Raw genomic sequence first — 16,577 nt, forward strand, 5'->3', positions numbered from 1 at the left:
GCCGCGCCGACGAACGACGTCGATGCGCACGGTCAAGTCGCGTGGTCCTGGCATCCCGATGCTGATGCCCAGCGCAATGTGCGCAAGCACGTTGTGCGATACGGTGGCCAGAAAGCCCGGCGCACCGGGGAGATCGCGAAGCAGCCGTCAAAACCATCGCGCGGGGAATGCCGGGTGTTCTCGGCTGAACCTGTGGTGACTGCCGCCTGCTTTTTTTCTGCAGGCGGGCCATGGGTGCGGCCAGCGCCCGGCATTCCCCGTGCCCTCTTCGACGAAGAGGGTGGTCGATCAGAACAGCTCGGACGCAAAGCGCGCCGCGAGACAGCGAAGCCATGTCTGAAATCCAGACCGCAGCATCCACCCGACACACCCGTCCGACGATCAGCAGGCCGCCGATGAAGCGAAAGAGCGGCACCGCGAAGCGCCCGGGCATCCCACCCTTGTCTGGGCAAGCCCCGCGATGTGGATGGCCGGGCCTTTGCCGCGCCGAAGCGACCGCGCAAGCGGGACGAGCCCGGCCGGGACGACGCGGCGACAGAAGGACAGATGCATGAATTCACGACTATGGTCGCCCTGCCCTGGGGCTGGCGGACCCGCGACGCGAGCCACGGCTGATGTTTGGCTTCGACGTCAGAGGATCTTCAATGATCGTGAGATCGAACGAGGCTGGGTCACCGGCCTGATCGGCCGATGGTGGGCACGACAGGGGCGAAAACACGGATCAAGATCAATGATTTAGGCACCCGCACCAGCGTTCCAGGGCTCTTGGTTTCAAAAGGGAATTTCTGGCGATGCCCGCACCATCCAAGGGGTAGGCTGGAAGCCAGAATCGCCTGAAAGTTGCCAAGACTTCAGAAAAGTTGACTGCCTGCCCTTTGGGCTCGGCGCCCAAAGGTGAAGTTCGGATCCCTCGTTCGCCCAACCTCTCCTGTGTTTCGATGGTTGCGGGGAGGCGCAAGACTCGCGCACGCGCGAGATCCACCCATGCGTCGTGCCGACACCCCGCTGCCAGCTGGCATTGCAATGTCCCGCGATCGCGTTCTCTTCATATACCCAGGGCCGCTCAAGGTCCTTGGTCCGCGCCCCAGTACCGCGCGCAGGCGCGCGGACCGAAGCTTCATTGTGCGAGTTGGTGCTCAACCTTCCTGAGTCCTCTCGCTTCAAGAGGATACCCAATTGCTACCGAGTTCGCGCCGATGCGGCCGCGAGATCGAGAGCGCGCACCCACGGACCGGGTAGTGGACGCAGTATTGACGGGACGGATCAGAATACGGGCAGTTGCGTGAGCAACTTGACTTCATCTGCGCCAAACCTAAGCTACCGGAGTTGGGCCATCACCCCCGAACACGCCAAACCGCGATTTTGGACGAGGATGCGAGTCCCAATGGCTCGAGAAATTCAGGAACTTCGCCTCGAGCCAACAATGATTCTAAGCCATCCGGAGCGCGCTCAATAACGTTACGATTTGGAGATGTCCGACACGTGACCACATAATCGACGTGGTAATCTCGTAGCATCTGATGCGCAACCGGCGCTGGCGCAAGCATGAGCTTGAGCATCGCGAGATTGCCATCGTTATTCCGGTGGTATGGGGCCGCAAACACGGCGTGTTTCGTCGCAGCCAATATGGCCGGGCCGAGATCGATCGGCGCCATGACGCGTCCTCTCGCCAATAGCCCCATAGGCTCGGCATCCGAAACACTTTGGCATCGGGACTCGTCAGGTTCAAATACCATTTCAGTCGGCTCTACCATCGAATCGATCAGTGGTTTCGCGCAATTTCCAAGTACCGCGAACATGACCGGAGACAAGACGAACGCCACCAAAACGAGGCTGCTTGTCTGGGCAAGCGATGGCCAGATGAAGACGGCGGCTGCGGCGAATATTGGCGCTGCCGCCATGGCAGCCCCGCCTGTTCCGCGCATTTCCCACACGCTGATCGCAATCAACGTCGCGAGGGCAGCGACACCAACACCCCACCGAAATCGATCAACCGGGTTGGCTCGCAAAAATGCCGCTGCCGCGATTGCCATTGTTATAAGAGGAAACGCGTAAAAGCCGAGTACTTCCTCTGGACCGATCCGGATCATCTCCGCCAGGGATACGGTCTCCTGAACATGATCGAGCCATAGAGAAACGACCAGCGGATCAAGCTGCGAATACGGCAACACCAGCGATCGCGCAAAAAGCAGGACGAACGCACCGAGCAAGGCGATCACGGTTCCGGTCGCAGTGCCAACACGCAGCCATAGCGAGGATCGGTAACGCTCAATTCCAACCATTAGCACCAGGCCAACGCTCCCGCCCACGGTCAACAAAAGCAGCGGGCCCCCGAACGCGTCAAGCACGGGCAACGTTAGTTCCTCTGCCGGAACCAACGCAAATCCGAGAGCCGCCGATGATGCGGCTAGCGCGAGAGCAAAGGCCGAGACTTCGCGCGCAACCTCTCCACCACGCCAGACAAAAAGACCCGCCATGGCACCGCATATCGTGACGATCACCGGCAGGATCTCAACTCCGATTGCGAGCGACACAGATCCGGTCAACGCTGCGAGCGCCGCCCTGGTCGCGCTTCGATCGGCCTGGATCGCAAAGAGAAGCATCAGGAGCAAGAGATCGATTTGCACGTTGTGATGATCGATCGCGCCCGGCTTGAAGTGAATCAATGCTGGCGCTGCCAGCATAGCCAGCACAGCTGCGCCCAGCGATGAGGCCGCGACGCCTTCGCTCATACGGTAGGCAATCGTCCCGACGAGCACGAGAGCCACGAGAAGCAGAAGTATTGGCCAGACGAACAGCGTTACCGCTTCCGCATGGAGCGGACCGATCAAAGGTTTCAAGGTCAGGATCGATATAGCTAGTGGCAGATCGACAATCCGCGACCAATGCATAAGCACGCCGGATGGACCCAGGCGGTATTGCCGGAGATCCCACCAGGCCTGGCCGTCGAGAAAATCCCGGATTTCGACAAGACGCATCGCATCATCGGTCGACATGGCGTCGAAAACGCCGCCCCTGATCGAGAGCAGCTTGAACGCCATCGCCGCAGTAAGCCCCAGCACCAGGATCAGAACGCCGACGGCTCTTGCTCTGCCCTGGCTTGCAACCGAGTTTGAACCCGAAACGGCGTCTGACATGGTGAGCCCACTGGTTTCCGCAGCATCAACAACCGAGTTTAACTGGAGCAGCACGCACCGCGTCGAACTGCACAACGTCTGCACAGCACTGAGCCCATCGGGTTCAAGTGGTCCGCGAGCTGCAGATATCGAGCCGATTCGTCGCTCCCGCCGGCCCCAACGCGGCCCATCTGGCAGCGCCACCAAGATGTGACCCGGATTTACTCCGACGAAGATCCTGCGTTTGGCATAGCGGACGGCCAATAAGCGGGCCATTGCGTGCGGCGCTGTGACCTGACAGATACAGATCTCAAGAAGTGCTTGACCATCACGATAGACCCGCCAGCCACAGCGGCGCCTCCGATGAGGTCGATGATGTAGTGCGCACCGATCAGGGGCGTCGCGGCAACCATCCAGGTATTGAGCGCGATCGACGCCGGCCGCAAAACTCGGATCGGCCACAAAGCCCAGATATAAAGAACTGCCGACGCCGTGTGGAAGCTTGGGAATGATACGATGCCCGCTAGCCTGAGCACGTCGAGCTGTCGTAACGACCCATCTCGTAACGCGAAAATATCCCGAAGCTGCGCCGCGTAATTTGTCGAGTCAACCTTCGGGAATTGCTCGCCCGGCGACAATCCCAGACCATAGTAGGTCCCTATGGCCGGAATGAAGGCGGACACGACAATCGTTACAGCGAGTGCAACGCTCAACGTCAGCACGAATTGCTGAAGTCGCAAGAACCGCGATCCCATCGCCAAAACGATCGGGATCGCGAGCAGGGGCCACTTGATGAAGCCGTATCCAACTTTCAAGTAGTGCACGATCCAGCTGTGGGCATTGAAAAACGCTGCAATCCCCTGGGGATCAAACCCAATTGCGCGGTCGATCCACAATAGGCTCTGATCCTGTAGGGGCCAATTCATCGCGTTTGCGACATAACTAAGAGGGCCAGCGATCGCCGTGAGCAATATGATCTGAGCTGTGACACCAAACCAGAAGACAAGTTTAGGATCCGCAGAAGCCTGCCTGATGTGGGCATAACCATACGCAATACTCGCAAGCGAAATCGCAATAGCAACGAGAACTCCGAAACCCATTGGCTCCAAGGAAAAGTCGGAGTACGTCAAGGCACTCAACAGCGCCGCGCCAAACAGAGCGATTGGCAGCCAATTGAGATTGAGTGTTTGCCACGCGAGGCTTTCTTCGTCGGCTTTCATGCCTGCAGGCCATCGTTTCCTTCAACGAAGCTCTTTTGACGATCGCGAGCGCAACATCTGACGAAAGCACGGAACATTGGATCGCATTCCCAGGGAGCTGATCGCGGCACATCTCTCAAGCAGGGCTCTTTAACCCGGCGGCCAGTGGCCCGCAGATCACCCGATCTCTCACCCCGCAAAATTACGGGACAAAACTTAAGGTAGTGTGAAAGGGGAGATCCTGAGATTCACGAGTCACAAACGAGGCGCGTTCTGAAGCCATTTGCAGAGCGGCCGGATTCATGAGAGGGCATTTTGGTAGATCTGGCTGGACACAATTCTCTCACCGGTTGCGTACCATTGTGGAACCTGTGCCGCGGCTTTTGCGCGGGGATATAACGCCGCGCGATCTCTAGGCTACGGCAGCAACGAAACCACGCTTTACAATCGTTTGGCCGGTGAGCGAGAGCCCTGGAGTAGATCGGTGAAGCAGAGCGGGCGTTGGTGGAAACCTCGCCGTCAACTTTCTACGCAAATGCGCATGAGCTTCTGCCGCTCCGGGGGATGCAGTACCTGGCGATATCCCTCGGCGCCACGTCAGCGCGCGACAGCGGGCCTGACATAGACACTTTCGTACTTCCCGATATGGTCCTCAGTCCAGCCTCGCTTTCCTACGAGGAACTGCCTCAATTCATCATGCCCCTTAAGCCACACGACAGCATCGATATGGTACTTCTCGAGCACCTCATCCCAGGCGGCTTCATCGACCTCCCAATGCACGAGCTTGAAGTAGTCGCGGAGCAACTCATCAGGATAAGCCGTGGCCGCTCGGCCGTCGACAAAGAGCCGGACTGATCCATGGGTAAGGAAGATCAGATATCCTCCAACATTCCAATGGTTAAGCACCCGCGCATGCGCAAAATGCTTCTCCAGGTATTCGGCGTCCTGCTCCGACAACATGTTTGGCAATGCCAAAGCCGGCTGTACTCGGATAAAAGTAACCGGAAGGACACATGCGCCAACGAGCGCTGCAGTCAGAAGCGCGCGCTGAATTTGCGGCTTGGGCAGCCGAGTGGGAAGAAGCCGATCGAGATGAAGAGCCACCGGCACCGTCGAAAAGATGAAAAAGAATGACATGTATCGAAACTGGGAAAGTCCGAGCGCGAGAAATGCCCAACACAGAATGCGGTGCTCAGCGCGGATTTTCGCCGTTACGCCGTACCGCAGTTCCAGCGCGATGAACACAATAATGTAGGCCATTCCGGGAAGGCTGCCCGGAATTTCGACATTGTGAGAATAGGGAAGCCACTCTCCAATATGTCCCTGAACAAAGTGTCCCAAGGTAGCGGCCACGCCTTTGTAGATTTTCCAGCCGAGCGGATTGACGAAGGTAGCGGCTAGGCAGCCGCAACCAGCCACTACGATGGCCCTTAAGTTGTTCCAGTCACCTCGGAGAATGGCCCCGCCACCGAAGACAGCGAGGATCATGAAGCCAAGCACGAATCCACCGTGCAAATTCACCCAGAGCACCATCAGCAAGGGTAGCAACAACAGTTTGGTCGGCCGCAAACACTCCCGGTAGAAGACCACGCTGAATACCATGGTCGCGATGTTGGGAGATGCTGCGAGATAGCTGTTAGGCGCCGTATCGTAGGAGGGATACAGCAGGCAAACCGCAAATGTCCCGATGCAGGCGGCGAACGCGGAAGCGCCACTTCGCAAGCAAGCCGACGTGAGATATCCAGCGATCAGGATTCCGCACACCAAGACGAGGACAACAAGACCTGCGTATCCGCTGAACTTGAAGATTGTGCTGGCAACCACGTCCCATAGCCACGAGAGGTTGAACCACTGTTGGGTCCCGAGGGTGAACGACCAGGGATCCTGGAAGGGGATGCGCTCTTCGGTTCGAATCAAGTCGCCAGCGGCAAGATGCCAGCCAAGGTCGTAATGACTTAGGACGAGTGATGCGTTGGAAAGATAGAAAACGCTCAAAAGAGAGATCAGGAACGCGTAAGTTCCCAAGTGGTGCGACGGCGGCTGATCGGTCGCAGCCGACGTGGCCAGCACCTCACGCCCGGGTAACGTCTGCTCGCACATGTTGTACTTCTGCCTTCCGAGCAGCGCGCGCAACCCACTTCGATACCGATACTTTTGCGCTACCTGTACCTGAATACGGGAGGGCGTCTAAGGCGGAGTAAAAAACACGTTCGCATCGATCTCCTCGCACGGACAAATGGACGCTGGTTAACAAGTTATAAATGACAGATGTGCCCGGGCCGGCTGATGGAAACGGCGTTTTGGACGGGCGTCCCCAGAGGCGAGGAAGTGCCGCCGTCATCGCGATGAAGGTGAGTCTTGTCAACGATCGTAGCTGGCTTGCCGCGACAGTCGACGAGGGACTTACTTCCCCCTCGTTTGGCGCCGAGATTGAGGTGTTCGCCATCCTGCAGAATCACTAGTTGCTGGCATGGCCGGCAGCAGAGGATCCGGAGGCACGTCGGCAAGCAGGCCGAGTTGAGATTGAACTGGTGCGCCCGACGAGTCGAGCGAGCCAGCTTTCGTCTCCGTGTACCTCACTCTCTACGCGTGCCAAGCGGCCGCAATCGATGCCTGCAAGCTCGGGTCGCTGGACGCTGCCTGGCTCCCTGCGCTGGTCGGATCGAAGCCCGCATGGCTAGACGAATAGCTCGCCATGGCCTGGACCAGCTGCGAGATCTGGCTGTCAATCTTGAGACCCCTGGCGGTGATCTCCTGCAGCTGGTTCGATGGCGCCGAAAACCAGTTCTTGATCGTGACGTTCTGAGTCGTGCCGAGCAGGTCGATCTGCAGATCGTTGCCGGACTGCAGGAACCAGAGATCGTTGTCCGTCACGCCCGTTCCGAAAGCTAGCTGTCCGCTGGCGGTAGAGCTGCTCGCAGTTCCGTTCACGATCGTCTCCTGGCCCGCGCCGAACAGATACCGATCGTTTCCTCCGCCACCGATAAACGTGTCATTGCCGGCGCCGCCAACAAAAACTTCAGAGCTAGCTGTTCCTGCCAGCGTAGCCGAACCTGCTGTGCCGGTAGAGCCGGTCCCGACCACGAGCTGCACCTGCTGGTCGGCAAATCCGAGCGAAGCAATGCCGGACAGCGTGTCGGTTCCGTCCGGACTGCCGCTGCGCAGGTCGCTGACCACGACCTGATTAGCCGAATTCAAAGATACCGTGTAGTTCGCAAAGTTGCCGGAGAATGCGGCCGTATCAACCCCGCCCCCACCGACGATCACATCGTTGCCTCCGGATCCGACGAATATCTCGTTGGCCGCGGAGCCGCTCAGCGCATCGACGCCCGCCGTTCCCGAGACGACCCCGATCGCTGCGTCAGCAAAGATCAGCTGCGTCAGGCCGACCGCGGAATTGGCTCCCGATGCGCCTGCACGAGTGTCCAGGATCAAGACATCGCCGAAGGCATCGGCGGCAAATCGATAGCTGCCGTAGCTTCCGGCAAAGATCAGGCTGCCGGTCGCAGTTGCAAAACTGTTTGCTCCTGCCGGCGCCGTCAGCGTCACGACCTCGCCGCCTCCATTCTGGAAGTAGCGAACCTCGACCGCATGCGACCCGATCCCCAGTGTCACCTGGCCGGAGACCGTGTTATTGCCGTGCAGCCCGTCATTGTTCACGACCCGCACGCCATCGATGTAGAGTGCGGAGCCGTCGTCGGAAGCGAGGCTGAACGTATAGGTTCCAGCCGTCGTGATGGTGAGGTTGGCCTGGTAGGCCGTCGCGAAATTGACGTGCGACGAGGCTGGCCAGGCTGCGTCTGCGGTACCCGAGATCTGGGACACTGTCGTCACGAAGCTCGGCGCAGCCCCCCAGTTGATGTCCGATAGTTGCGACGGTCCGGAGGACAGAGCAAAAAACTTGGCGACGAATCCTTGTTGACCGTGCCACGCTCCCGCTATTGCGCTCTGCACCGCCAAATCGCCCGGGACCTGCGAGGCCGACGCCGGATCAAAGCCCGGATGAGCCACCGCATAGGCCGACATCGCTTGAACCAGAGTCCCGATCGCGCTGCCATCGAGGACCGTCGTTCCTGCAGTGATGGTCTGCAATTGACTGGCGGAGCCGGTAAACCAATTCGCGACCGTCACCCGTGTCGTAGTCCCGAGCACGGCGATCACGAGATTATTGCCCGATTGTGTGAACCACAGCTTCTGCGCCGTAATCCCGCTGCCGAAATCGACCTGGTTCTTCGCACCAAGTGTGGCCGAAAGATTGATGGTGGCCTGCCCCGTTGTCGACGATGTCCGGAACAGGTTGGTGCGGGTGCCGCCGAATGCCGTCTCGGCTCCGTCACCAAGCACGAAGATGTTCGATCCCGTGGCGTTTCCGACCAGCGTTGGATTGCTGCTGCTTCCATTCCAGGTAAAGGTCTGAGATGCGTCCCTGACCGCCGCTCGGTCCCAGACGGTGCCGTCGGCAAACCGGACTTGCTGGACGCCGCTGGTGCTCGACTGCACCATGTTGTCGATCCTGATCAGATCGCCATTGCTGCCGATCGTGAGGATCCAGTCGTTGCCGTTCGAGGATGTAGCGACCGACACGTCGGACGGCCGGATTCCGGTCCCGAGGGACAGCACATTGGCCGCCGTGCTCGAGCTGTCGGTCTCGTCGATCTCAAGCTGGCCATATCCGGTGTTGAACACGAAGATGTCGTTGCCGCCGCGCCCGTGCGCGACATCATTACCTCCCTTGCCGTCGAATATGTCGGCTCCCAGCGAACCCCAGAGAACGTCGTTGGCGGCAGTACCTGTCGTCTCCAGCGCGAGCAGCTGTTGCCTCGACCACACTGTTCCGTCGGCGAACCGCAGCGTCTGGATGCCTCCCGTGCTCGTCAGATCGCCGTGAATATCAATCTTGTCGGTGTCGTCGTTCCGGATACGAAGGATCAGGTCGGCGCCATTCTCGACCTGGACGTAAACATCCTGCGCAGAGATGCCTGCCCCCAAATTGATCGTGCCCGTCGCGCCGTTCAGATTGATGTCGGTCCGTCCGACGCCGCGGCTGTACAGCAACGTGTTGGCGCCTCCCACCGACGCCGCATTTGCAAAATTGACCGAGACATTACTAGCGCTGATTTCATAGACGTTCGAACCGTAGGCCGAGCCGGACAGCGTGGTCGACGAGGTGTTGCCGAGCCAGGTAAACGTGATCGGCACGGACGCTGTACCACCCAGGGCGATCGAGCTGCCGTCGCTGAAAACCAGTTTGTCGATGGAGCTGGTGGCGGCGCCGCCGCTGACCGTCAAGTCCGAGTGAACGAGAATGTTGTCAGTCGCATTGTTGCGGAACTTGACGATCAGATCGCTGCCGTTAGCCTGCAGCAGCACGTCCTGCGCCGTGACGCCAGTGCCGAATTGCAACGTGCCCTTGCTTGCCCCAGGCCACACCGACAGGGCGCCTGAGCCCGTCGCATATTTGATCGTATTCGTGCCGGCCACCCCGTTACTATAGTTGCCAAATCCAAGATTGCCGGATGCGGAGACCTCGAACACGTTCGAGCCGAAGTTGGTATTGCCGAGATCGAAGCCGTTGGTTTTTCCCACCCAGGTGAACGTGATCGGCACGGACGCCGAACCGCCCAGGGCGATCGAGGTACCGTCGCTGAATACCAGGCTGTTGATCGAGCTGGAGGCCACGCCGCCACTGACCGTCAGGTCCGAGTGAACAAGAATGTTGTCGCTTGCATTGTTGCGGAACTTGACGATCAGATCGCTGCCGTTGGCCTGCAACAGCACGTCCTGCGCTGTGACGCCGGTGCCGAACTGCAGCGTACCCTTGCTCGCGCCGGGCCACACCGACAGCGCGCCTGAGCCCGCCGCAAACTTGATTGTATTGGTGCCGGCAACGCCGTTGCTGTAGTTGCCGAAGCCAAGATTGCCGGACGCGGAGACCTCGAAGACGTTCGAGCCGAAATTGGTGTTTCCTAGATCGAAGCCATTGCTGTTGCCGATCCACGTGAAGGTCAGCGGCGCCCCCACCCCCGCGCCCGGCTGCCCGACTGGCAGAACCGTGCCGTCGCTGAAGGCGATGCGGATGATGGCGCTGGAAACGCCCCAGGGCTGCACGGTGAGATCCCGCGGCACGGTGATGACGTCGCTGCTGTTCCTGAACCGGATCGTCAGGTCGCCATTGCCGTTCGCCTGGAAGTAGAGATCGGATGACGAGATCCCGGTTCCCATCCGGATGGTCGTGATCGTATTCGCAACGGTTACTTGGCCGCTTCCAGCGTTGAACAGATAGGCGTTTGCGTCGCTGCCTCCCGACACGAGGTCAAGGACCTGGGCCTGACTCCAACTCGCACCGTCGGCGAAGCTGATTGTAGAGAGGGTCCCGTTGCTGAATTGGCCTTTCACAGTGATCGTCTTGCCCGTGGAGATGTTCTGAATGACCAGATCCGCGCCGTTGCCCGGCCGACTCAAGGCTACCGCGCTGGAGGCAATGCCTTGCATCACCAGCGCGTTGCCGCTGGTACTGTCGTCAATGACATCATTACCACCCACCGAACTGTAGATGTAAGTATCCGTTCCGCTGCCGCCGTTCAGGTAATCATCTCCGGCGCCCCCACTCAGCGTGTCATTGCCGCCGAGGCCATACAGCGTGTCGTTGCCGCTGGTCCCGACAATCACGTCGTCGTTCTGGTCAAAGCCAGTAATGTTCGTTGCTCCAGCCGCGATCTGCTGCGCGATATAGGCACTCTCCAGCTGCTGCTTGCTCCATACCGTGCCGTCGCCGAGCACCACCTGCTCGAGGCCGACACTGGCGCCGCTGTCAAACGCCACCATGCGGACCGAGCCCGCCTGGTCGGTGAAGCTCAACGTCACGTCGCTGCCGCTGCGGGTGATCACGAGGTTCGAGGCCGTCAGCCCCGCCCCCAGAACCAGCCTGTCGTTCGATCCATCGAACGCGGTGCCATCCGTGATCGTGTCGTTGCCATCGCCGGCGTTGTAGACGTAGGTGTCCGAGCCACTGCCGCCATCCAGCATGTCGTCGCCGCGTCCGCCGGTCAGTGTGTCGTTGCCACCGAGGCCATACAGCGTATCGTTGCCGCTGGTTCCACCGATCACGTCGTTGTTCTGGTCGAAGCCGGTGATCGTGGTCGCACCCGCCGCCATCTGCTGCGCGATGTAGGCGCTCTCCAGCTGCTGCTTGCTCCACACTGTGCCGTCGCCGAGCACCACCTGCTCGAGGCCGACACTGGCGCCACTGTCAAACGCCACCATGCGGACCGAGCCCGCCTGGTCGGTGAAGCTCAACGTCACGTCGCTACCGTTGCGGCTGATCACAAGGTTCGAGGCCGTCAGCCCTGCCCCCAGACCCAGCCGATCGTCGGAGCCGTCGAACGCGGTCCCGTCAATGATCGTATCGTTGCCATCGCCGGCGTTGTAAACGTAGGTGTCGGAGCCACTGCCACCATCCAGCGTGTCGTCGCCGCGTCCGCCGGACAGTGTGTCGTTGCCACCGAGGCCGTACAGCGTGTCGTTGCCGCTGGTCCCGCCAATCACGTCGTTATTCTGATCGAAGCCGGTGATCGTGGTCGCGCCCGCAGCCATCTGCTGCGCGATGTAGGCACTCTCCAGCTGCTGCTTGCTCCATACCGTGCCATCGCCGAGCACCACCTGCTCGAGGCCGACACTGGCGCCGCTGTCGAAGGCCACCATGCGGACCGAGCCTGCCTGGTCGGTGAAGCTCAATGTCACGTCGCTACCATTGCGGCTGATCACGAGATTCGAGGCCGTCAGCCCCGCTCCCAGAACCAGCCTGTCGTTGGAGCCGTCGAACGCGGTCCCGTCCATGATAGTATCGTTGCCGTCGCCGGCATTGTAGACGTAGGTGTCGGAGCCGTTGCCGCCATCCAGCGTGTCGTCGCCGCGCCCGCCGGTTAGCGTGTCGTTGCCGCCGAGGCCATACAGGGTGTCGCTACCGCTGGTGCCGACGATTACGTCGTTGTTCTGATCGAAACCGGTGATCGTGGTCGCGCCGGCCGCGATCTGCTGCGCGATGTAGGCGCTCTCAACCTGCTGCTTGCTCCACACCGTGCCGTCGCCGAGCACCACCTGCTCCAGGCCGACACTGGCGCCGCTGTCAAACGCCACCATACGGACGGAGCCTGCCTGGTCGGTGAAGCTCAACGTCACGTCGCTGCCGTTGCGGCTGATCACGAGATTGGAGGCCGTCAGCCCCGCCCCCAGAACCAGCCTGTCGTTGGAGCCGTCGAACGCGGTACCGTCAATGATCGTATCATTGCCGTCACCGACATTGTAGAGATAGCTGTCCGATCCAGCGCCGCCATCAAGCTGATCATCGCCCAGCCCACCTGCCAGGATATCTGATCCATTCGTCCCGACGAGCGTGTCATTGCCCGAAGTCCCCCCGACCGAGACCAGCATTTGGAACAGGGTCAACGGCGACCAGACAGTCCCGTCAGCAAAGACGATCTGCTCAATATTCTGCCAGTCGAGTTCGGCCTTCAGCAATACTGAGCCGCCGTCATTGCCGCCCGCCGTGCTCGGCGCGATCACCAGGGCCACGTCGCTTCCGTTGCGCGTCAGCGAGACCCGCGACGGCGAGATGTCGACCAGCATGAGTTTGTCGATGCTGCCGTCCGACGTACCACCATCGATGATCGTATCGTTGCCGTCACCGCCCTTATACACATACGTGTCGGAGCCGGCGCCGCCACTGAGCTGATCGTCGCCTTGGCCGCCATTGAGAAAGTCGACTCCAGACCCGCCGTTCAAAGTGTCGTTGCCGGACGTGCCGTAGATCAGGCGCCAGTTCGTTCCATCGCTGAACCCGATCGTATTCAGGCCTTTGGCGGACGCCCCGTTAAAGGTGACACTGTCATTGCTGCCCGCGAGCGCGACTGTCACATCACCGTTGGAGGCAGTCTGGACGCTCACATCGGATTGGGCGATTCCGGCTGCCAGTTTGAGCGCGGCTCCGGTTCCGGTCAGTGTCACCGTGGCGTGGCCAATACCTCGCTTGAAGATGATGACATCGTTGGCCGAACCTGCTGTGACCGTGTCACCGCCGGGTCCGAGTTCGAAAATGTTGGTTCCATACGAACTGCCCGTCAGCACCGTGTTCGTATCGGTGCCGATATAGGTGAACGTCAACGGCTTCGTGAGATTCCAAGTCGTACCGTCTGCGAAATGGACGTTCTCGACCACGGACGACGAGTTGGCGAAGGCCGATTGGACCAGAACAGAGTCTGTCGAGTTCCGGAATCGCACGTAAAGATCGTTGCCGACCGCCTGCAAGATCGCATCGCTCGCGGCAAGGCCGCGGCCGAAAGACAGAGTGTCGGTCCCCCCGGCCTCGATGATCGTGTCTTGCCCATCGCCAGCATTGAAGATGTAGGTGTCGTCACCAGCGCCGCCCTGCAGCACGTCGTTGCCACGCAGCCCTTCGATCGTGTCATTGACGCCGGAGCCCACGATCGTCTCGGCGGCATTCATGCCGAGCGTGACATTGTCGGTTCCGCCGATCGCCGCAGCGAGGATGTCGGCGCTCGACCACACCGTACCATCGTCGAAGACGATCTGCTCGATCGTTCCCGTGCCGGCAAACTGGCCCGCCAATGTCAGCCGGCTGTTGTGATCCGCCTCGAACAGCAGCAGGGCATTGTCGCCGCTGCGCACGATATGAACCTGGCTGGGCACGATGCCATGCAGCAGAACCGTATCGCCGTCGCTGCTAGCCTGATCGTCGACGATGTCGACGCCATCCCCAAGCGTATAGACGTAGGTGTCGGCGCCGCCCCGCCCGATCAGCCGGTCATTGCCGGCGCCACCGGTCAGGATGTTCGCCCCGTCGTCGCCACCCAGGACGTCGTCGCCGCTGGTCGGCACCAGCGACTTCGAGAGAAGCGCGGCACGGTCCCAGACCGTGCCGTCGGCGAACTGCACGAAATCGACGCCGCCGGTGGTGCCGATCAGCTGATTGCTCAGCAGCACGCTGTCGCTGCTCCCGGCAATGCTCAGGACGATATCCTGCCCGCCATTGGCTTGCGTCACCACGATGTCGGCCGGCGCAATATCCGCGGCGAATTGCAGCCGGTCCACATCGGCCGCCGCGCCATTGTCGTTGATGCGGTCGTTGCCGCCGCCGCGACCGAACAGATAGATATCGTTGCCGACGCCTCCCTCGAGATAGTCGTTGCCACCGGCGCCGGCGAGCGTGTCGTTGCCGGCCGCGCCATAGATTGTATCATTCCCAGTTCCGCCGGTCAGGACATTGTCGGCGTAGTCGCCATAAAGGGTGGCGTTCGCCGCGGTCGGCAGTGTCGCATGTGCCAGCAGGTCCGCCCGGCTCCAGACGGAGCCGTCCGCGAATACGACCTGGTCGACGCCGCCGGTCTTGGCGACCAGCTGGTTCTGCAGCAGAATGCTGTCCGTCGTTCCGCCGATCGAGAGCAGCAGGTCGCGCCCGCCATTGGCCTCGGTCACTGTCACAGAGCCGACGGCAATGCCAGTTCCCAGCCGCAGGGTATTGACCTCACTGCTGTTCGAGCTGCCGTTGTCGAAGATCGTGTCCTGTCCGTCGCCGAGATTAAACAGATAGGTATCGTTGCCAGTGCCACCGACCAACACATCATTGCCGGTGCCACCAGCCAGAACGTCGTCGCCTCCCGCGCCATACAGCGTGTCGTTCCCAGCGCCGCCGTTCAGCGTGTTGCCGAGATAATCGCCATAGAACGTGTCGTTTCCGCTCGTCGGCGCCGTCGCCTGCGCCAGCAGCGCCGCGCGCGTCCACACCGTTCCGTCGGCGAACACGACCTGATCGACGCCGCCGGTGGCCGAGACCAGCTGGTTCTTCAACGTAACCTTGTCAGTGGTGCCGCTGATGGTAAGCACGAGATCGCCGCCGCCATTCGCCTCGGTCACCACCACGTTCGCAGGCAGGATCCCGCTGCCGAGCTGCAGCGTGTTGGTCTCTCCGCTCGCCGCCCCATTGTCCGTGATCGTGTCCTGGCCATCACCCACGTTGAACACATAGGTGTCGTTGCCGGCTCCGCCCGACAGCGTGTCATTGCCGGTCCCACCGATCAGGGTATCGTCGCCGGCACCGCCCGACAGTGTGTCATTGCCCGCACCGCCGCTCAGCGTATTGGCGTTGTAGTCGCCATAGAACGTATCGTTGCCGCTCGTCGGCGCCGTCGCGAGCGCCAGCAGCGCGGCCCGATTCCAGATCGTGCCATCGGCAAACACGACCTGATCGACGCCCCCAGCCGCCGAGAGCAGCTGACTGCGCAAGGTGATCTTGTCGGTCGTTCCGGTGATGCTCAGCACCAGATCCCCGGTACCGGACTCCTTGACGGTGACCTGGCCCGCCGTGATCCCGGACCCGAACTGCAGCGTGTTGACCTCACCGCTACCGGCGCCATTGTCGAAGATCGTATCCTGGCTGTCACCGCGGTTGAAGATGTAGGTGTCGTTGCCCAGTCCGCCCTGCAGCGTGTCGTTGCCCTGCCCACCAATCAGCGTGTCGTCGCCGGTCTGGCCGTAGATGGAGTCTGCCGACGAGGTGCCGATGAGCGTGTCGTTACCTGATGTGCCGAATATCGTGGTCATGAATGCCCCCAAGTCGCCCGTACGTCAAACTCACTTTAGCTCAGGCTTTAGCCGTTGTTCACAGACGCCCGAAGTACTAACTCCAACCCCAATTGTACCCGCCAACTCATGCATTCGCCGGCAGCGACGGTCAACATCACCAAATCCAACTAAATTAGTGCGGCGCAACCAACGACTTCTGGCTTGTCTCGATGCCCAGGACCAGATCCCCGGTCCCAGATTCCTTGACGGTTACTTGCGATTCCGAAACTCCTGACCGAACTGCAGCGTATTGACTTCGCCACTGCCACCGTCATTATCGAAGATCGTATCCTGACCATCACCGCGGTCGAAGATGTAGGTCTCGTTGCCCTGCCAACCAATCGAGATGTCGTCGCCGGCAAGGCCGTAGATCGTGTCAGCGCCCGATGTTCCGGTGAGCGTGTCGTCGCCGGATTCACCGAAGATTGTAGCCACTGATACCTGTGTCTCTTCAGGTCTCAAGGCTCACATTCAGCCGAAGCTTGTGTAGTCCACAACCATCGGCACGCTCGTAGCACGATCAACCTCCGCGATTCCTACCTCAAGCCAAGTCGCAACCAGTGTCCAACAAGCGGTTTATTCCGAACAATCGCGGGAACCTTAGCAGACCGACGATCGAGCGTTA

The 16,577-nt window shown here is 60.5% G+C and carries 5 protein-coding genes; all 5 read right to left on the minus strand.

Going from position 1 to position 16,577, the window contains the following annotated elements:
* Positions 1-1,334 precede the first annotated feature (1,334 nt).
* Positions 1,335-3,191 carry a hypothetical protein gene (locus QX094_RS05865; RefSeq protein WP_315729359.1) on the minus strand — a complete coding sequence of 619 codons (1,857 nt, stop codon included), beginning with the start codon at positions 3,189-3,191 and terminating at the stop codon, positions 1,335-1,337.
* A 146-nt stretch (positions 3,192-3,337) separates the two neighbouring features.
* On the minus strand, positions 3,338-4,336 hold the full coding sequence (locus tag QX094_RS05870; RefSeq protein WP_315810645.1) for a phosphatase PAP2 family protein: 999 nt from the start codon (positions 4,334-4,336) through the stop codon (positions 3,338-3,340).
* Between the two features lie 576 nt (positions 4,337-4,912).
* Entirely contained in the window at positions 4,913-6,415 is a 1,503-nt protein-coding gene (locus QX094_RS05875) for a hypothetical protein (RefSeq protein WP_315716589.1), read from the minus strand.
* 483 nt (positions 6,416-6,898) lie between these two features.
* Entirely contained in the window at positions 6,899-15,931 is a 9,033-nt protein-coding gene (locus QX094_RS05880) for a calcium-binding protein (RefSeq protein WP_315716588.1), read from the minus strand.
* A 231-nt stretch (positions 15,932-16,162) separates the two neighbouring features.
* Complete coding sequence (locus QX094_RS05885; RefSeq protein ID WP_315716587.1) at positions 16,163-16,387, minus strand: hypothetical protein; 225 nt, start codon at positions 16,385-16,387, stop codon at positions 16,163-16,165.
* Positions 16,388-16,577 lie beyond the last annotated feature (190 nt).

This window comes from Bradyrhizobium sp. SZCCHNS1050 (assembly GCF_032484785.1).
In the GTDB taxonomy this organism is placed as follows: domain Bacteria; phylum Pseudomonadota; class Alphaproteobacteria; order Rhizobiales; family Xanthobacteraceae; genus Bradyrhizobium.

Coding starts and splice junctions, on each gene's coding strand:
- QX094_RS05870 (WP_315810645.1), bottom strand. CDS start 4,336: ATGAAAGCCGACGAAGAAAGCCTCGCGTGGCAAACACTCAATCTCAAT.
- QX094_RS05880 (WP_315716588.1), bottom strand. CDS start 15,931: ATGACCACGATATTCGGCACATCAGGTAACGACACGCTCATCGGCACC.
- QX094_RS05875 (WP_315716589.1), bottom strand. CDS start 6,415: ATGTGCGAGCAGACGTTACCCGGGCGTGAGGTGCTGGCCACGTCGGCT.